This is a genomic window from Acinetobacter minutum, assembly GCF_035916735.1.
Lineage (GTDB): Bacteria > Pseudomonadota > Gammaproteobacteria > Pseudomonadales > Moraxellaceae > Acinetobacter.
Genome location: NZ_JAQIHG010000004.1, coordinates 1 through 16,972, shown reverse-complemented (window position 1 = coordinate 16,972; position 16,972 = coordinate 1). Strand labels below are relative to the sequence as shown.

The 16,972-nt window shown below is 45.6% G+C and carries 18 protein-coding genes; 2 read left to right on the top strand and 16 right to left on the bottom strand.

Annotation, left to right across the window (positions count from 1 at the left end):
• Position 1: 1 nt before the first annotated feature.
• Positions 2–709, top strand: coding sequence for a DnaA regulatory inactivator Hda (gene hda / locus PAE54_RS02835; RefSeq protein ID WP_326518353.1), 708 nt, complete (start codon positions 2–4; stop codon positions 707–709).
• Positions 710–777: 68 nt separating this feature from the next.
• On the opposite strand, the gene PAE54_RS02830 is transcribed toward hda, so the two are convergent.
• The 5 genes from PAE54_RS02830 to PAE54_RS02810 all read right to left on the bottom strand — a co-directional run bounded on the left by PAE54_RS02830 (position 778) and on the right by PAE54_RS02810 (position 4,079).
• Positions 778–1,182 (bottom strand): DUF3106 domain-containing protein, encoded by a 405-nt coding sequence (locus PAE54_RS02830; RefSeq protein WP_326518352.1) that lies wholly within the window; start codon positions 1,180–1,182, stop codon positions 778–780.
• On the bottom strand, positions 1,172–1,492 hold the full coding sequence (locus tag PAE54_RS02825) for a hypothetical protein (RefSeq protein ID WP_326518351.1): 321 nt from the start codon (positions 1,490–1,492) through the stop codon (positions 1,172–1,174). The genes PAE54_RS02830 and PAE54_RS02825 overlap by 11 nt, the downstream gene beginning before the upstream one ends.
• Entirely contained in the window at positions 1,482–2,102 is a 621-nt protein-coding gene (locus PAE54_RS02820) for an RNA polymerase sigma factor (protein ID WP_326518350.1), read from the bottom strand. Before PAE54_RS02820 ends, PAE54_RS02825 begins: the two co-directional genes overlap by 11 nt.
• Positions 2,103–2,271: 169 nt before the next feature.
• Positions 2,272–3,048 (bottom strand): TrmH family RNA methyltransferase, encoded by a 777-nt coding sequence (locus PAE54_RS02815; protein ID WP_326518349.1) that lies wholly within the window; start codon positions 3,046–3,048, stop codon positions 2,272–2,274.
• 59 nt (positions 3,049–3,107) lie between these two features.
• Complete coding sequence (locus PAE54_RS02810) at positions 3,108–4,079, bottom strand: class 1 fructose-bisphosphatase (RefSeq protein ID WP_326518348.1); 972 nt, start codon at positions 4,077–4,079, stop codon at positions 3,108–3,110.
• 171 nt (positions 4,080–4,250) lie between these two features.
• On the opposite strand from PAE54_RS02810, the gene PAE54_RS02805 reads away from it, so the two are divergent.
• Positions 4,251–4,439, top strand: coding sequence for an NF038105 family protein (locus PAE54_RS02805; protein ID WP_273777107.1), 189 nt, complete (start codon positions 4,251–4,253; stop codon positions 4,437–4,439).
• 54 nt (positions 4,440–4,493) lie between these two features.
• Here the strand turns inward: PAE54_RS02805 and pal are convergent, their stop codons facing one another.
• The 11 genes from pal to ahcY all read right to left on the bottom strand — a co-directional run bounded on the left by pal (position 4,494) and on the right by ahcY (position 16,591).
• A complete protein-coding gene (gene pal, locus PAE54_RS02800) occupies positions 4,494–5,072 on the bottom strand; it encodes a peptidoglycan-associated lipoprotein Pal (protein WP_326518347.1) in 579 nt (192 codons plus the stop codon).
• 43 nt (positions 5,073–5,115) lie between these two features.
• Positions 5,116–6,402 (bottom strand): Tol-Pal system beta propeller repeat protein TolB, encoded by a 1,287-nt coding sequence (gene tolB / locus PAE54_RS02795; RefSeq protein ID WP_273777103.1) that lies wholly within the window; start codon positions 6,400–6,402, stop codon positions 5,116–5,118.
• A 100-nt stretch (positions 6,403–6,502) separates the two neighbouring features.
• Positions 6,503–7,681 carry a cell envelope integrity protein TolA gene (gene tolA, locus PAE54_RS02790; RefSeq protein ID WP_326518346.1) on the bottom strand — a complete coding sequence of 393 codons (1,179 nt, stop codon included), beginning with the start codon at positions 7,679–7,681 and terminating at the stop codon, positions 6,503–6,505.
• Between the two features lie 2 nt (positions 7,682–7,683).
• Positions 7,684–8,136: a protein TolR gene (gene tolR / locus PAE54_RS02785; protein WP_326518345.1), complete on the bottom strand. Its 453-nt coding sequence runs from the start codon at positions 8,134–8,136 to the stop codon at positions 7,684–7,686.
• Entirely contained in the window at positions 8,137–8,835 is a 699-nt protein-coding gene (gene tolQ, locus PAE54_RS02780; protein ID WP_326518344.1) for a protein TolQ, read from the bottom strand.
• Positions 8,836–8,857: 22 nt separating this feature from the next.
• Positions 8,858–9,265, bottom strand: coding sequence for a tol-pal system-associated acyl-CoA thioesterase (gene ybgC / locus PAE54_RS02775; RefSeq protein ID WP_326518343.1), 408 nt, complete (start codon positions 9,263–9,265; stop codon positions 8,858–8,860).
• A gap of 326 nt (positions 9,266–9,591) precedes the next feature.
• Positions 9,592–10,827, bottom strand: a complete 1,236-nt coding sequence (locus PAE54_RS02770; RefSeq protein WP_326518342.1) for a multifunctional CCA addition/repair protein — start codon at positions 10,825–10,827, stop codon at positions 9,592–9,594.
• A gap of 89 nt (positions 10,828–10,916) precedes the next feature.
• Positions 10,917–13,187: an NADP-dependent malic enzyme gene (locus tag PAE54_RS02765; RefSeq protein WP_326518341.1), complete on the bottom strand. Its 2,271-nt coding sequence runs from the start codon at positions 13,185–13,187 to the stop codon at positions 10,917–10,919.
• Positions 13,188–13,543: 356 nt separating this feature from the next.
• A complete protein-coding gene (locus tag PAE54_RS02760) occupies positions 13,544–14,257 on the bottom strand; it encodes a 16S rRNA (uracil(1498)-N(3))-methyltransferase (RefSeq protein ID WP_326518340.1) in 714 nt (237 codons plus the stop codon).
• A gap of 38 nt (positions 14,258–14,295) precedes the next feature.
• Entirely contained in the window at positions 14,296–15,132 is an 837-nt protein-coding gene (gene metF, locus PAE54_RS02755) for a methylenetetrahydrofolate reductase [NAD(P)H] (RefSeq protein WP_273777090.1), read from the bottom strand.
• Between the two features lie 76 nt (positions 15,133–15,208).
• Complete coding sequence (ahcY, locus tag PAE54_RS02750; RefSeq protein WP_326518339.1) at positions 15,209–16,591, bottom strand: adenosylhomocysteinase; 1,383 nt, start codon at positions 16,589–16,591, stop codon at positions 15,209–15,211.
• Positions 16,592–16,972 lie beyond the last annotated feature (381 nt).

Genomic DNA, 16,972 nt, shown 5'->3' with positions numbered 1-16,972 from the left:
TATGCGTCAATTGCAGTTAGATATTGAGCCGCAACTGGATGCCCGAATTAGTGATTTTTCGGGGCCAGGTTGGGGGCCTGTGATTGATGCTGTGCGCCAGTTACACGCTGGACTGATCCGTAGTTTCTATATCTATGGGGGGGCGGGTACCGGTAAAAGCCATCTGCTTTCCGCGATTTGTGATTCTTATTTGGATGTGGGTAAATCAGCGATCAAAGTATCGTTGCTGGCCTTGCTAGATGCGCCGATTGAGGCCATTACGTCATTGGAAAAATATGATCTGGTGGCCCTGGATGATATCGAGGCCATCAGCGGTGTGCCACATTGGCAGCGTGCAGTGTTTCATCTCATCAATTATCAAAATGCCGAAGGTGGGCAACTGGTCTTTTCTTCACGTGTTGCTCCAATAGAGCTGAAGCTAGAATTACCCGATTTGCAATCACGCCTGACGCAAGCGGTCAGTGTGAAGGTGCCAACTGGCAGTCTCTATGCCGATCGCCAGGCTTTGGTTAACTCGGTGCTGACACGCCGTGGGGTACATCTGGATCAGCAGATCGTGGACTATTTATTATTGTATGGTCCGCATCAGGCCGCTTTATTATTACAGACACTGGAGCAGCTAGAAAAATTGTTAAAAGGGGAAAAGACTAAATTGTCAAATGCCACTTTGCGCCAGATTTATGCATTAATTGATGAATATCGCAGTTAAACTGATTGCCATAAAAAAAGCCTCAATCAGAGGCTATTTTTATCACTTTGACCTATCTAATCGCTTATTTATTTGTTGGCTGTGTTGATCCCGACATATTTATTGATATATTCCTGTCGAATCGCCTGACGCTGTTCTGGTGTGGCATGTTGCATCCGTTGCCGTAATTCATTGCGCTCTTGTGTACTCATTTGTTGCCAGGCTTCACGCATTTTCTGTTTGTCCTGTTCTGGCAATTGAGTAAACCATTCCATACGTTGCTGGAGGGCAACACTTTGTTGGTCCGGTAATTCTTTGAGATGCTGGTAGCGTTTGATCAGCGCAATTTGCTCACCCTCAGAAAGTTCCTCCCAAGTATCATTGACCTGGGTATTGGCATCTTTGGAAAAAATCCAGAAACGTTCAAATCCAGCAAAACTGGTCTGTAAAAACCCGACGGCACAAAAGGCCAGTGCTAATTTTTTAGCTGCCATGTGGCACCTTGTCTTCGCCTAAAACCATTAACATTTCTAAGTCTTCGACCATTTGTGGTGAAAGTTTAGGGCTAACCACCACCTGATTTTGCGGTTTCTCTGTCAATTCCAGTGCATTCGGCAATACGATAAAACCTGCCAAAGCTGCAGCCAGCGCAAAGCCAGTCATTTTCCACCAGCCATAACGCGAAGTTGACCGCGTTTGAATATGCTCAAGCACATGATTCATGACGACAGGTTTATCTTTATGCTGCCGGGCGAGTCCATCGAGTTTGGACGTCACCTGTTTTGTAAAATCATCATTTTTCATCGGATGATCCTCCCAAATAAGGATTCAAATGTACCAAACTGGCACGCAGCCCTTGAATGGCACGATGATAATGGGTTTTGACGCTGCCTTCACTACAATTCATGATCTGTGCGGTGGTTTGGGTATCGAACCCCTCCCAGGCACGTAACATAAAGGCTTGCTGTTGACGAACTGGTAATTGGGCAATCGCCTGCTGGATTTCTTCTACGGTTACCGCTTGTGATAAAAAATCTGAAGGGTTTAAGCTGGTTTCATCCACCAGTTCGATTGCTTCTTCCTGATCATCATCTAAGTTAATTTTTTTGAAAAAGGCAAAAGGTTGGGCTCTGCGTGCTTCTTTACGGCGCCAATCCTGTAACTTGTTATTCAAAATGGTATAGAACAGGGGATACCATTCTTCTAGCGTTTTCTCTGCATATGACTGGTGCAAGGCAATAAATGCCTCTTGTACCAGGTCAGTCGCGATACCCTGTTGGCCTTGCGTTGCACTTTCCATCATGACCAACGCACGCCCACTGACATCCTGCATAAAATTCTTCAGGCGTTGTTCAACCGTACTCGTTTGAGCACTCATTGATTCTGATTTGGACTGTTTGGGCGCTAGATCCATAGAGATGGAAAATCCTGTCATGGAGTACCCACCCTTGTTTTTAACTTTATTAATTATATAACGTCAAAAACAAGGGAATGGTTGACAACTCAAGCGATTATTTTAGCTAGTGTAATCGTTTTTTGGCGCCAATACAGAGCAGGTAAAATAACGTAACGATTTTATAGGTTTATAGACGCTGACGCACCATTTCAAAGAAACAGATTGAACCTGCCACTGCGACGTTTAAAGACTCCTGTCCACCTGGCTGAGGAATGGTCACTGACTGGGCATGTGCGAGTGCATAATCACTGACGCCTTGACCTTCATTACCCAAGATCCAAACGCAAGGTTGTCGTAAATCTTGCTGGTAGAGACTACGTGATTGATGCGAACTGGTCACATAGACTGGAATTTTGAATTTTTCTAAAATTTCGGTTAATGCGACATTTTCAAAAGTCTGCAAAGAAAAATGCGCACCCATTCCCGCACGTAATACACGTGGTGACCAGAGGGAAGCGGAACCTGCGGTACATACCACCTGTTTGATATTGGCTGCAGCTGCAGAACGTAAAAGTGTGCCTACATTACCAGGATCCTGCACATTTTCTAAAATGAGAGTATCCATATCGTAACGCATGCTGTCGTTATGTTTTGGCAGATCGATAATCGCGAGACAGGCTAGGGTCGTACCTAAAGTACTGAGATCTTTATACAATGATTCACTGATCACAAAAATATGACCGTGATAGTGCTCGTTAATATCATTCCAGTCTGGATGTTTTAAAGCATTCTCTGTGGTGAAAATCGCATTAATCTTCTTGTTTTCTTGTAACCAGGCCAGGCATAAATGAGTGCCTTCGAGTACGGTTTGCTGTTGTTTTTTGCGGTAAGAATTCTGTTCAATCAGCCCCCGCAGATGTTTAATTTTGGGGTTATCTTTTGATTCAAGAAAAATAATTGACATAAGTATAAACGTCCACCGCTGCTACAGCATGAAACTGTATCAGCGGCTGAGCAAAATGATTAATGGTAGCTGGTGACAAGATCAACTTCATTTTTAGAGCCGATAATCACGGGTACACGTTGGTGTAGTTCCGTCGGTTGAATTTCCATGATCCGTACACGCCCCGTAGTTGAAGCACCGCCTGCTTGTTCCATCAGCATGCTCATTGGGTTCGCTTCATACATCAGACGTAAACGGCCTGCTTTTTTCGGGTCTTTAAGATCATAAGGGTAAAGGAAAATTCCGCTACGGCATAGAATACGGTGAATATCACCGACCATGCAGGCCACCCAACGCATATTAAAGTCTTTGCCACGTACTGAGGTTTTGCCTGCAAGCAGCTCATCAATATAGCGTTTGACCGGTGCTTCCCAATGACGTTGGTTAGAGGCATTAATCGCGAATTCTTTAGTATCTTCCGCGACCTGAACATTTTCTGAGGTGACCAGGAATTCTTGAGTTTCAGGATCTAAAGTCAGGAATACTACACCTGCACCGACTGTCAAGGCCATCATGGTCGATGGACCATACAGAACATAACCTGCCGCGACTTGAGCGGTACCTGGCTGCATAAAGTCTTCTGCCTGTGTAACTGCATTTTTTGCTGGCAGAATCGAGAAAATAGTGCCGACACACATGTTAATGTCGATATTGCTTGAACCATCGAGTGGATCAAATAACACGAGGTATTTACCATTTTCTTGCGCTGGGGTGAATTCATCAAGTTCTTCCGAGGCCAAACCACCGACATGCGCGTGAGTGCGTAAAGCCTCAATCAGATAATCATTCGAGATGACATCCAGTTTCTTCTGGGTTTCACCTTGCACGTTTTCATGTTCAGCACTTCCCAAAATGCCGGCAAGCGCACCTTTTTGTAAAGCCTGATCGATCGTTTTACAGGTGTTTGCAATCGTTTCAATGACTTGTGAAAGTTCAGGCGTTAAATTCCCATCTTGTTGTTGTAAATATTGGGATAGGGTGCGATATGACATACAGGATGACTCCAATCGGCAAAAGGGGGGAATGAATCAATTGGCGTATTTTAGATGAGAACGCAATAAAATAAAATTTAAACCATGTTATTTGCGCTGATTTTACCCTTGAAAGTCCTGAAGAACATGTTATGTTGATGTCTAAAGGACGAAATGACATAGGAGCCAGAAATGACAACGAAAAAGTTCGACGCAACTCCAACGCCTAGCGAACCGATCAGCCTAGAAAACATTTCCGCAGAAAGTGTCAAAGATGCATGGAAAGGCTATGAAAATAAGCCGGAATATAAAGAATTCAATAAACATGACTTAATTGAATCGATGCATGCGGCCGATGCGGAAAAACACGAAGCCCAATAACAGTTGAGAAATAAAAAGCCCGGAATGTATCCGGGCTTTTTATTTGTGATATGCTTATTTTAATAACGGTGGTACCGCTTCATAGTTCAGCTCAACACGGCGGTTTTCTTTCCATGCTTCTTCTGTATGGCCAGGATTGACCGGCATTTCTTTACCATAGCTTACAGCTTCAAGCTGTTGTGGTTGTACACCATTGGTCAATAGGAAACTTTGCACGGCTTTGGCACGGCGTTCACCGAGTGCCATGTTGTATTCACGTGTACCCCGTTCGTCGGTATGACCGGTTAAAGCAACACGCGAGTTGGCATTCGCCACCAGGAATTGTGCATGACCTTGTAAGGTTTGGTAATCTTCGCTAGAAAGCTCACTGCTGTCATAATCAAAATGTACGACACGTTTGGCCAAGAATGCTTTATTGGCTTCAGTCACTCCTTTGGCAGAAGCACCTGCAGCATTTTGTGCATTGAGTGCTGCATCTTCACTGAGGCCAGTGGTATTGACCGTCGTTGCAGTGCCCGTACCGAGATTATTATTACCCGTTGCGATCTCGGTGGCTGGTTTGCGACTTGCACAGCCAGTCATGACCAAGGCCGTTGCGAGCAGGGGAAGCGTACACAGTTTAATCAGATTCATTTGAAGCTCCATCAATGGTTTTTTTTAAAGCATGTCGGTGATTTTATTTTGGTGCCCATGCCGGTTCGCGTACTTCACCTTGTTCGCTTGGCAAGTTCATCCGGAAACGGCCATCTGTTGACATAATCGACAGCAAGCCACGGTTCCCTTCGCGTGTTGCGTACACGACCATTTGGCCATTGGGTGAAAAACTTGGCGATTCATCCAGACTGGTAGGTGTCAAAATTTGGGTAATCCCGGTATTGATATCCTGTAAAGCAACTTTATAGTTGCTGTCTGCTGGACGGTGCACCATCGCGATTTTTTTGCCATCGGCACTCAAACTACCGCGTGCATTAAACGCACCACGGAATGTCAGACGTTTGACTGAACCATCAGCAAAACTGTAACGGTAAATCTGGGCAGAACCACCACGATCCGAGGTAAAGATAAAAGATTGCCCATCCGGTGCATAACGTGCTTCTGTATCAATTGCGTTATCATTCGTCATGCGTTTGAGCTGGCGGGTATTCAAATCCATTTGGTAGATTTCAGGATTACCATGCATGGATGCGGTAAATAGCATGGATTGGCCATCTGGTGAGAAACTTGGCGCACCATTTAACCCTCTAAAACGTGCCAGTGCTTCACGCTGGCCTGTGGCTAAATCTTGTAGATAAATCCCCGGACGTTTAGTTTCAAAAGACACATAGGCCAATTTTTTGCCGTCCGGTGTCCAAGTGGGTGACAGGATCGGATCACGTGAGGACAGTACCGTCCGTGGCTGTTCACCATCGGTATCAGCAATTTGCAAGGTATAGCGTTGATCAGGAGTCGCCGGATTTCGTAAGACATAGGCAATACGACCGCTAAAATCACCTGGAATTCCGGTTAAGGCCTGATAAATCGCATCACTGATCATATGACCGGCTTGACGAATACGTGAGCTTGGCACGGTTAACAATTCATTGAGCAGATATTGTTGTTTTTCCACATCAAACAACTGGTAATGGACTTGGTAGTTACCATTGGCATCGGGCTTAACATCACCAATGACCACATACGGAATACCTGCATTTTTCCAGTCAGCTGCTTGTAAATGATTGAGGGTAGCGGATGTTGGCGGTAAATTTTTTGAAGAGCTGCTGAAGCGTCCGGAACGGTTGAGATCACTTTCGACAATCGGGTAAATAGACTGATCATTGCTAAACGGCACGATCGCAATTTTGGGTGCCTGTTCAGGGGCTTTTGCAATCTCAAGATGGAGCTGAGCCAAGGCAGCTGTTGGCAAAATTGGCCCAAAGGTTGCGGTTAGGGCTAAAGCAAGTAGCGGTTTACGCATGTTTTCCATAATTGTCTTGCACTCAAATTTGGGATTTTTCTTCGTGTTTCTGTTTAGCATAATTACTGGATTTAAATCTATTCAAACCCTGTAATTATGCATCATTAATTTATCGTGCTGTAAACGTTGAGCTAAAACTACGGGCTTCGCGACGCGCATCGGGATCCGCAGGCATTGGGTAAGGCGCTGCTGCACGTACAGCCGCTTCGACGCTGGCTTTCATGTCTGGATCACTCGCGCTCACAACCACCGATAGTACAGCCCCGCTGTCACTTAAAGTCACGCGTGCCGTGGCCTGTTTACCCGTTGAACCGGCGGGGACATCCCAAGCACGTTGAATTTTATTGGTAAAGTCACGTTTGGCTGTAGAAGCGATTCTTTTGGCTTCGGCTTTCTTTTGAGCTGCATCTTCGCTCGCTTTTTTTGCCGCCGAGGCTTTGGCTTCTTGTTCCGCTTGCTCACGCGCTTCGGCGGCAGCTTTGGCTTTTGCATCTGCAGCGGCTTTGGCTTTTGCATCAGCGGCAGCTTTGGCTTTTGCATCTGCAGCGGCTTTAGCTTTTGCATCTGCGGTGGCTTTGGCTTTTGCATCTGCAGCGGCTTTAGCTTTTGCATCTGCAGCGGCTGTAGCTTTTGCATCTGCAGCGGCTTTAGCTTTTGCATCTGCAGCGGCTTTAGCTTTTGCATCTGCAGCGGCTTTAGCTTTTGCATCTGCAACGGCTTTGGCTTTTGCATCCGCGATAGCTTTAGCTTTAGCATCCGCGACAGCTTTAGCTTTTGCATCCGCGACAGCTTTAGCTTTTGCATCCGCTGCAGCTTTGGCTTTTGCATCTGCAGTGGCCTGAGCATTAGCAGCTGCTTCAGCATGCTGCTTTGCTGCTAATTCTGCTTTTAATTTGGCTTCAGCTTCAGCACGTTGCTCGGCTTGAGCACGTCGTGCCGCATTCTCTGCATTTTGTTTGGCAAGTGTGGTTTCTGCAGGTGAAGTTTCAACTTTAATCGGGGCTGCAGCACTAGGAATGACAGGTGCCGCTGGCACAGGCTCAGCTGTTTGCTGAATTTCAGCTGCTACTTTCTGATGGACCGTTTCACTGATTTCTGTGTCTGCTTCAGGTTTAGGGTGAGGTAGATCCTCGGGTTTGATGAGAACCGCTTGCATGCGCTCAGATGGTTTAGGTGGATCACTTAAACCTAAATAAAGTAAAGCAATCAGCGCAACGGTGTGTACCCCTAGGGTAAAACCAATCGCAATGGCTTTTTGCTGCGCGTGTGGTTGAGGAGAATGCTTCATATTTATTTTAAAGGTTCAGTCAGTAGACCAACTTGGCTGAGACCTGCTTCTTGCAGGCTGGCCATCAAGGCGACGACATCCCCATACGGACGACTTTGATCACCATTCACCAAGACACTGAGTTGCTGCTGGTTCGCTGTTGCTTCCGTTTGTGCTGTTGTTAAAATTTCTTGTAGTTGACTCAAACTAAGCGCTTGGTCATCTTTATAGGTTTTGTAGTTCAGATAGTATTGGCCATCTTTGCTAAGCGAAACGATAGCTGGTGATTCTTTCGAGGCAAAGGAGGTACTGTTGGCCTGTGGTAAATCGACGTCAATGCCACTGGTGATCATGGGTGCGGTGACCATGAAAATCACCAGTAGAACCAACATGACATCGATATACGGCACCACGTTCATTTCGCTTTTCAGGGGTTTTTTAATACGTTCAAAACGGCCCGAACGTTGAATCGCCATTTACGCTTCTTCCTGTGCAGTACCAACTGATTGACGTTGTAACAGCGCGACCATTTCTTCAGCAAACAGTGCCCGGTTTGAATAAATGGTTTCACCTTTGGCTGTAAAATGGTTAAAAGCCAGAACGGCAGGAATGGCGGCAAATAAACCAATCGCTGTGGCAATCAAGGCTTCTGCAATACCCGGTGCGACCGTAGCTAAAGTGACTTGTTCGACTGCTGCAAGCCCAATAAAGGCATTCATGATGCCCCAAACCGTACCAAATAGACCAATATAAGGTGCAACCGAACCGATACTGGCCAAGGTGCCCAAGCCTTGCTCGAGCTGTCCTTGGTCACGGCTGAGGCCGACACGTAAGATTCGTTCAGTACTTTCAATCCCTTGTTCAAGAGAAGCTTGACGTTTTTTCAGTTTAAGAAATTCACCCAAACCGAGATAAAAAATATCTTCGAGGCCCGCACGTTTGGAATTGAGCTGGGCATTATTATATAAGGTATTCAATTCGGCCCCAGACCAGAACATTTTCTGGAAATGCTGGTCTTCTTGGTGGGCCTTTTTGTAACTCATATGCAACTTGGCAATTAGATACCAACTATACAGCGATGCAAGAAATAGGATCAGCATCACCAGTTGTACGACTGGACTCGCTTGTAAAATTAAATCGGAGATATGTAGAGTGGATTCTAGTTGTGTTGCCATAAGTTACATGTGCCAAGTTTTTTTAATCTTGCGCTAATTCTTTACGAATAAGATCACGAATTTCATCAGGTAAGCGGCAAGGCATCATGTTTACATTTAAACATGCCAACTCGACCTCACCTGAAGCCAGTAAGATTTCACCACGATAAATATGTTGTTGCAAGGTAAATGACGCGGTTTTACATGAAATTACACTTGCAGTCACCGTGATCAGATCGTCCATCAAAATTGGACGCATGTATTTCACTGCGATCTTGTGAACCACGAAGTTATAATCTTTTTGATGCCAGTAGTGGTCAATCCCTGAAGCACGTAGCCATTCGGTACGGCAGCGTTCCATAAAACGGATATGGTTGGCATGATAGACGATGCCACCTGCATCAGTATCTTCCATATAAATACGAATTGGGAATGCAAAAAGATTAGCCATAAGAATGTAGTTCCATTTTTAGATGAAAGACCGCAAAGTGTAAGATTGGCTGTGCCGGAACAAGCCACCCGAGAGATTGTTTTGCAAACTCAAGAGGAGAGAGGACTTGACCGGCACAAGATGGCGTAGATTCTAGCAATATGGGTTTTAAGCTCAAATGGCACAAGCTATCAATCATGGAGGATTACGACCTGATTCGGTAAGCTTGGGTTACAGTAAGCATGTGCTAAGTTATTTTGATGGGTAGGTTAGCGATTGAAATCGAACCGACACATAAAAAACAAGCTGTCGATTTGACAGCCTGTGTATAGAATGATCGTAATGTCTTAGACAACGTCATGTTTATGTTGCGCTTTGAGCTCAGCAATCGCTTCAATACGACGTTGAATTAACATTTCACCAATATCTGGACCTTGAATTTCAGGAGGGAGATCTTGGGCTTTAATGTTTCGAACCACACGCATGGCTTCTAACATATAGGCAGCTTGAGGGTAAGGGCGATCTTCCAGCCCCAAACGACCCCGTGAGTCACACTCACATGCCTGTATGAAAGCTTCCACTCGTTCGGGACGGCGCAAAACATCCAGACGCTGCAGTAAGCGCCACAAAGTACCCGGTTTTAAGCTTAAAGCTTGATGTGCTTTGAGATGTTCCCTACAGACGGCAATCGCCAGTTGTTTGGTCTGAGTCGGTACTTTTAAACGTTCACAGACTTCAGTGACCGGTTTCACTCCGCGCTCTTCATGCATGATATGGCGCGGGAGTTCATTACTTGGGGTTAATGCCTTGCCCAGATCATGAACCAGTACGGCAAAACGGACATCCAAGGAATAGTTGGCACGGCAAGCCTGTTGTAATGACATGAGGGTATGCAGGCCACTATCAATTTCAGGGTGATATTCAGGGCGTTGTGGGATACCAAATAAGGCGTCTAATTCAGGAAAAAGTATTTTTAAAGCCCCGCAGCGACGTAGTACCTCAAAATAGACATCTGCATCACGTTCCATCAGCGCACGTGAAGTTTCTTTCCAGACCCGTTCCGGTGTCAATGCCTGTAGTTCGCCAGAATTGGCTAGTTCTTGCATCAATTGCAGGGTTTCATCGGCAATAGCGAAACCATACTGATGATAACGTGCGGCAAAACGTGCCACTCGCAGTACACGCAAAGGATCTTCAACAAAAGCATTTGAAACATGACGCAGTACTTTTAACTGTAAATCCTGCTGGCCACCATAAGGATCATAGACCTGACCTTGCTCATCCATTGCCATGGCATTGATGGTGAGATCACGCCGGATTAAATCTTCTTCTAAGCTGACATTCGGATCGGTATAAAATTCAAAGCCATGATAACCATGACCTGCTTTACGCTCTGTACGCGCAAGCGCATATTCATCTTTGGTTTCAGGATGGAGAAAAACAGGAAAATCTTTACCCACCGGTTGAAAACCTTGAGCTAAAAGTTGTTCGGGTTGAGCCCCTACCACCACATAATCTTTTTCTTGATAGGGGTGTCCAAGTAACTGATCTCGAACGGCACCACCCACTAAATACACTTGCATGAAAAAACCTCTATTCTTGAGGCAATCATGCAACAGAATAGAGGTTTTCTCAAGTCAGCAAGCCGAGCTTTTTACTCGGCTTTCTGGGATTAGGCTTGATCTTGCTGAATTTCAGCCACAGTTAAAGCAGTCATGTTGACCAGACGGCGAGTTGTTGCTGTTGGCGTCAAGATGTGAACTGGTTTTGCTGCACCAAGCAGGATCGGACCAATCGTCACGTTATTGCCAGAAGTTGATTTCAACAGGTTGAACGAAATGTTTGCTGCATCCAGATTTGGCATGATCAACAAATTCGCTGAACCTTTGAAACGTGAGTTCGGGAATGCGAAGTGGCGAATGTTTTCATCCAATGCAGCATCACCGTGCATCTCGCCTTCCACTTCAAGTTCCGGTGCGATTTTAGACAGGATATTGAACACTTCACGCATTTTTTGCGCGCTTGGATCTGTCTGGTCGCTGCCGAAGCTAGAATGAGAAAGCAAAGCAACACGTGGTGTCATACCAAAACGACGAACTTCTTCAGCTGCCAAAATGGTCATTTCAGCCAACTGCTGGGCAGTCGGGTTGGTGTTGACATAGGTGTCTGCAATAAACAGGTTGCGATCTTCAAGCATCAAGGCATTCAAGGTGAAGAAAGTATTGTGACCTTCTTTCAAGCCAATAATGTTGCTCACGAAATCAAGGTGAATGTCATAGCTTGAGTAAGTACCACACAGCATACCATCTGCAAGACCGTGACGAACTAGCATCGCAGCGATCAGGGTTGAACGACGACGTGCTTCACGTTGTGCATACTCCACGGTCACGCCTTTGCGTTGCATGATTTGATAGTAATCATCGGCAAATGCTTGATAGTGCGGGTTCTTTTCCTGATCAATGATTTCGATGTTTAGGCCATTTTGTAAACGTAGGCCCAACTGCTTGATGTTGGCTTCGATCACTGCTGTACGACCGACCAAGATTGGTTTAACCAGACCTTCATCCACTGCGATTTGTACCGCACGCAATACGCGTAGGTCTTCACCTTCTGCATACGCGATACGTTTTGGATCCGATTTCGCTTGGGCGAAGATTGGTTTCATCATCAAGGCTGAGTTATACACAAACTCAGACAAGCGTTGACGGTAAGAATCAAAGTCTTGGATTGGGCGAGTTGCAACACCCGAGTCCATTGCAGCTTTAGCAACAGCAGGGGCAATCTCAAGAATCAAGCGCTGATCAAGTGGACGCGGAATCAGGTAATCACGACCGAAAGAAGCTGATTTTTCACCATAAGTTGCCGCATCTGCCTCAACATGCGCCATTTTTGCAATCGCATGTACGCAGGCAATCTTCATTTCTTCGTTAATGGTGGTTGCACCGACATCGAGTGCACCACGGAAGATATAAGGGAAGCATAGTGCGTTGTTCACCTGGTTCGGATAATCTGAACGACCCGTTGCCATGATCACGTCAGGACGAACTTCATGCGCATGTTCTGGCAGAATTTCTGGATCTGGGTTCGCCAAAGCAAAGATGATCGGATTAGCCGCCATCTGTTTCACCATTTCTTTGGTGAGAATGCCAGCAGCAGAAAGACCGAGGAACATGTCAGCGTCATTCATGACTTCGTGTAACTGAGTCGCCTGAATGTCTTGCATGTAACGTTTTTTCGAATCATCCAAGCCTTCACGAGAGGTGGTGATTAGACCACGTGAGTCGGCAACGATGATATTTTCTTTTTTGACACCGAGTGCGCAAAGCAAGTCAAGGCAAGAAAGGGCAGCAGCACCGGCACCTGAGGCAACAATTCGGATTTCGTCAATTTTTTTCTCAACCAGTTGTAGGGCATTCAGCAATGCTGCACCCACAATGATCGATGTACCATGTTGGTCATCATGGAACACTGGAATGTTCATACGTTCACGCAGTTTGCGCTCGATGTAGAAACATTCAGGTGCTTTGATGTCTTCTAAGTTAATTCCGCCAAAGGTTGGTTCTAGTGCAGCAACAATATCAACAATCTTGTCTGGATCATTTTCTGCAATTTCGATATCGAATACATCGACACCCGCAAACTTCTTGAACAGAACGCCTTTACCTTCCATTACAGGTTTAGAGGCCAATGGACCGATATTACCTAGACCCAGTACAGCTGTACCGTTACTGACTACGGCAACAAGGTTACCACGTGCGGTATATTTGGCTGCAAGCGAAGGATCACGTTCGATCTCTAAGCAAGGTGCTGCAACACCTGGAGAATAAGCAAGCGCTAGATCACGTTGGTTGACCAGCTGCTTGCTTGGTGTCACGCTGATTTTCCCTGGATTTGGGAATTCGTGGTAGTACAAAGCCTGCTGTTTTAATGATTGATCGTCCATCTGAGTCTCGATTGTTGCAAGAGTTATTCCAGCGTTGCTGGCGGGGGTTTTTGCTAAATTCTCCCGAATATACCATTAGTTGAGCACTTCGCCCAGTCAAGCCTGCTGCTTTTTCGAACAAACTTAGAGCTCAAATTTATAGAGTAATACTCAAGAGATATAAGTTTATGCACCTGAGGGTATATCGCCCAAATTGGGCAGATATTCTATGGAAAAGTAAGCTAATTTAAGCGATGTGATGTTTTGGTGAAGAGCTAAGGAAATTAAGGAATTTTAAAGAAATTTTGCTAAAAAAGCACATCAAGGCTGAGCTGACTTTGGTTGTTTTGTGGGTGAAATATAAAAAGCAATCGGACTTAAGCAAAATGGTGATTTAAAATCGAAAGCGCTACAACCGGTGCAGTTTCTGTACGCAATACGCGCTCCCCAATACACCAATTCTGGAAACCTGCTGCATTTGCCTGTTCAATTTCTGTCTCACTCAAGCCACCTTCGGGGCCAATTAATAAGGCCAGTTCTGAATTTGCATGTTGCAGTACATTGACCTGATCTTTGTTCGGCGCAAGCACTAAACGTGTTGCTGGAAGTTCACTGTTTAGCCATTCACTGAGGGCTAGCGGTGGCAAAATTTGGGGTATCCGGTTCATGCCACACTGCTCACAAGCGGCAATTGCTACTCCTTGCCAATGCTCCAGTTTTTTCTGATCACGATCGTACTTTAAACGCATTTCACAGCGCTCTGAAGTGAGAAGCTGAATTTGGTGTACACCGAGTTCAGTCGCTTTCTGGATGGCGTAATCCATGCGGTCACCTTTGCTCATCACTTGGCCAAGCAGTGCTTTAAAAGCAGGGGTGCGATCCATTGGGTTGAACTGATTGACCTGTACGGAAGCAGCCTTTTTGCTGACTTCAGTCAGTGTCACCTCATATTCGCCACCCTTGCCATTAAACAGGGTGGCTTGATCACCCACTTGAGCACGTAGCACACGAACCCAATGATGAAAGACGGTTTCAGAAAGCTCGCAAGTTTCCTCGACAGTCAAATCAGCATTAATATAAAAACGGGTCATGGTTACGTGTCTCTGGTTGTGTGTTGAATATAGGCAGTTTAGTTCAGACCAAGGTCAAGAACTAACTGGCGTGTTGGCTCGGTCTGGTTCATGGAATAGAAGTGTAGACTTGGAGCACCGCCAGCAATCAGGCGTTCGCAAAGTGTGATGACCACTTCATGACCAAAAGCTTTGATTGATTCTACATCATCGCCATACGCAGCCAGTTGCTTGCGAATCCAGCGTGGAATCTCGGCACCCGTACCATCCGCAAAACGGATCAGATTGCTGGCATTGGTAATCGGCATAATGCCCGGTGCTACTGGAATATCAATACCCGCTTTCTGGATACGATCCATAAAGTAAAAGTACGCATCTGGATTAAAGAAAAACTGCGTAATTGCAGCATTGGCACCTGCATTCACTTTTTCTACAAAGCGCTGGATATCCGCATCGAAGTTTTCTGCTTGTGGATGCATTTCCGGGTAAGCTGCCACTTCAATATGGAAATGGTCACCTGAATGTTCACGGATAAAACGCACCAGATCCTGTGCGTATGGTAGCTCACCGAGACCCACCTGACCTGAAGGAAGGTCGCCACGTAAGGCGACAATACGATTGATACCTTTGGATTTGTACAAATCTAAAAGTTCAGCAATACGCGCTTTGTCATCCCCGATACAAGACAGGTGAGGAGCAACCGGTGTGCCTTTAGCATTAAAGGCATCGATTGCGGCCAACGTACGCTCACGGGTAGAACCGCCAGCGCCATAGGTCACCGAGAAAAACTCAGGATTCAGCTGTTGCAATTCCTGGTGTACCAATTGCAGCTTTTCTGCACCGGCATCAGTTTTTGGCGGGAAAAATTCAAAAGAAATCGGAACACGTTTGCTCATATCAAATCCTTTTTTGATGTACAAATATTGGCTGAGTAAAAAGGGCAGTATGCATATGCAACTGCCCTTGGGTTACTTAGTATTTGTATGCATCTGATTTGAATGGGCCTTCAACTGCTACACCGAGGTAGTCAGCCTGTTCTTGAGTCAATTGTGTCAATACGCCACCGAAACCGGCAACCATAGCTGCTGCGACTTCTTCATCCAATTTTTTCGGTAAAACTTCAACGCGGATTTTCGCTGCTTTTTGCTCAGCAGGAAGATCAGCAAATTTTTCTTCAAACAGGTACATTTGTGCTAGAACTTGGTTAGCAAATGAACCATCCATGATGCGTGATGGGTGGCCAGTTGCATTGCCTAGGTTTACCAAACGTCCTTCAGAAAGCAGAATCAGATAGTCATTTTCGTTTTCAGAACGGTATACCTGATGGACTTGTGGCTTCACTTCAACCCACTTGTAACCACGAAGGTAAGCGGTATCGATTTCAGTATCGAAATGACCGATGTTACATACCACCGCACCCGCTTTTAAGCTGTCGAGCATGGCAGCATCACAAACATGGTAGTTCCCTGTTGTTGTTACAACAAGGTCAGTATTTTGTAGAAGCTCAAGGTTGATGTCTTCTTTTTTGCCAGTTGGCACGCCATTTTTGTATGGAGAAACCACTTCGTAACCGTCCATGCACGCTTGCATTGCACAGATCGGGTCAATTTCAGTCACGCGTACAATCATGCCTTCTTGACGTAGGGATTGTGCAGAACCTTTACCCACGTCACCATAACCAATTACCAGCGCGCGACGGCCAGACAATAACATGTCGGTACCGCGTTTGATCGCATCGTTTAGCGAGTGACGGCAACCGTATTTGTTGTCGTTTTTAGATTTGGTCACAGAGTCGTTGACGTTGATCGCAGGTACTTTCAAAGAACCGTCTTTGCACATTTCAATCAGACGAGCGACACCTGTGGTGGTTTCTTCGGTAATACCGTGAATACGTTCAAGCATTTCTGGATATTTTTCATGAACAAGAGCAGTCAGGTCACCACCATCGTCCAGAATCATGTTGGCATCCCAAGGTTTACCATTCACATTAATTTGCTGTTCCAGGCACCATACATATTCTTCTTCAGTTTCACCTTTCCAGGCAAACACCGGTACACCACTTGCAGCAATCGCAGCTGCCGCATGGTCTTGTGTCGAGAAAATGTTGCATGACGTCCAGCGTACTTCCGCACCCAACTCAACCAGTGTTTCAATCAACACTGCTGTTTGAATGGTCATGTGGATACAGCCGAGGATTTTAGCACCCGCAAGTGGTTTTGCAGCCGCATAGCGACGACGCAAGCCCATCAAGGCTGGCATTTCGGCTTCGGCAAGTTTGATTTCTTTACGGCCGTAATCAGCAAGAGCAATATCGGCAACTTTATAATCTGTAAATGAAGCATTCACCGCGTTCATCAGGATCTCCTAAATAACATGTTGATCGTTGAGTTCGCGGATGCCGTTGTTGGTTGAGTCGAATGTTCAACCGATCGTCGAGCCTGGCGAATTTGGGTAGTTATTCCCAAACTGTTGCAGCATCCCTCGACTAGGGCAATATTGTACTTGGAAATCGATTTTGTTCCAATTGTAATTTGCACATTATGAAACCGCATAATTTTGCAAGAGATCAGGGCGTAAAACGTCTCGTTTTATTCTTTCCAGCTGTATCTGAAGTCTGAGGCTTATCAAAAATAGAACTGAGCTAATGCCTAAGTTGAGGGTGTATTAGCCCCCGTAAAAACGGACAGTTAACTCGCTAATTTTAGCGATAGAAATTCCCGAGGGGATTTCATTTTT

Excerpts from the sequence above, each read along its gene's own strand:
- hda (WP_326518353.1), top strand. The coding sequence starts at position 2 with ATGCGTCAATTGCAGTTAGATATTGAGCCGCAACTGGATGCCCGAATT.
- PAE54_RS02830 (WP_326518352.1), bottom strand. The coding sequence starts at position 1,182 with ATGGCAGCTAAAAAATTAGCACTGGCCTTTTGTGCCGTCGGGTTTTTA.
- PAE54_RS02825 (WP_326518351.1), bottom strand. The coding sequence starts at position 1,492 with ATGAAAAATGATGATTTTACAAAACAGGTGACGTCCAAACTCGATGGA.
- PAE54_RS02820 (WP_326518350.1), bottom strand. The coding sequence starts at position 2,102 with ATGGATCTAGCGCCCAAACAGTCCAAATCAGAATCAATGAGTGCTCAA.
- PAE54_RS02815 (WP_326518349.1), bottom strand. The coding sequence starts at position 3,048 with ATGTCAATTATTTTTCTTGAATCAAAAGATAACCCCAAAATTAAACAT.
- PAE54_RS02810 (WP_326518348.1), bottom strand. The coding sequence starts at position 4,079 with ATGTCATATCGCACCCTATCCCAATATTTACAACAACAAGATGGGAAT.
- PAE54_RS02805 (WP_273777107.1), top strand. The coding sequence starts at position 4,251 with ATGACAACGAAAAAGTTCGACGCAACTCCAACGCCTAGCGAACCGATC.
- pal (WP_326518347.1), bottom strand. The coding sequence starts at position 5,072 with ATGAATCTGATTAAACTGTGTACGCTTCCCCTGCTCGCAACGGCCTTG.
- tolB (WP_273777103.1), bottom strand. The coding sequence starts at position 6,402 with ATGGAAAACATGCGTAAACCGCTACTTGCTTTAGCCCTAACCGCAACC.
- tolA (WP_326518346.1), bottom strand. The coding sequence starts at position 7,681 with ATGAAGCATTCTCCTCAACCACACGCGCAGCAAAAAGCCATTGCGATT.
- tolR (WP_326518345.1), bottom strand. The coding sequence starts at position 8,136 with ATGGCGATTCAACGTTCGGGCCGTTTTGAACGTATTAAAAAACCCCTG.
- tolQ (WP_326518344.1), bottom strand. The coding sequence starts at position 8,835 with ATGGCAACACAACTAGAATCCACTCTACATATCTCCGATTTAATTTTA.
- ybgC (WP_326518343.1), bottom strand. The coding sequence starts at position 9,265 with ATGGCTAATCTTTTTGCATTCCCAATTCGTATTTATATGGAAGATACT.
- PAE54_RS02770 (WP_326518342.1), bottom strand. The coding sequence starts at position 10,827 with ATGCAAGTGTATTTAGTGGGTGGTGCCGTTCGAGATCAGTTACTTGGA.
- PAE54_RS02765 (WP_326518341.1), bottom strand. The coding sequence starts at position 13,187 with ATGGACGATCAATCATTAAAACAGCAGGCTTTGTACTACCACGAATTC.
- PAE54_RS02760 (WP_326518340.1), bottom strand. The coding sequence starts at position 14,257 with ATGACCCGTTTTTATATTAATGCTGATTTGACTGTCGAGGAAACTTGC.
- metF (WP_273777090.1), bottom strand. The coding sequence starts at position 15,132 with ATGAGCAAACGTGTTCCGATTTCTTTTGAATTTTTCCCGCCAAAAACT.
- ahcY (WP_326518339.1), bottom strand. The coding sequence starts at position 16,591 with ATGAACGCGGTGAATGCTTCATTTACAGATTATAAAGTTGCCGATATT.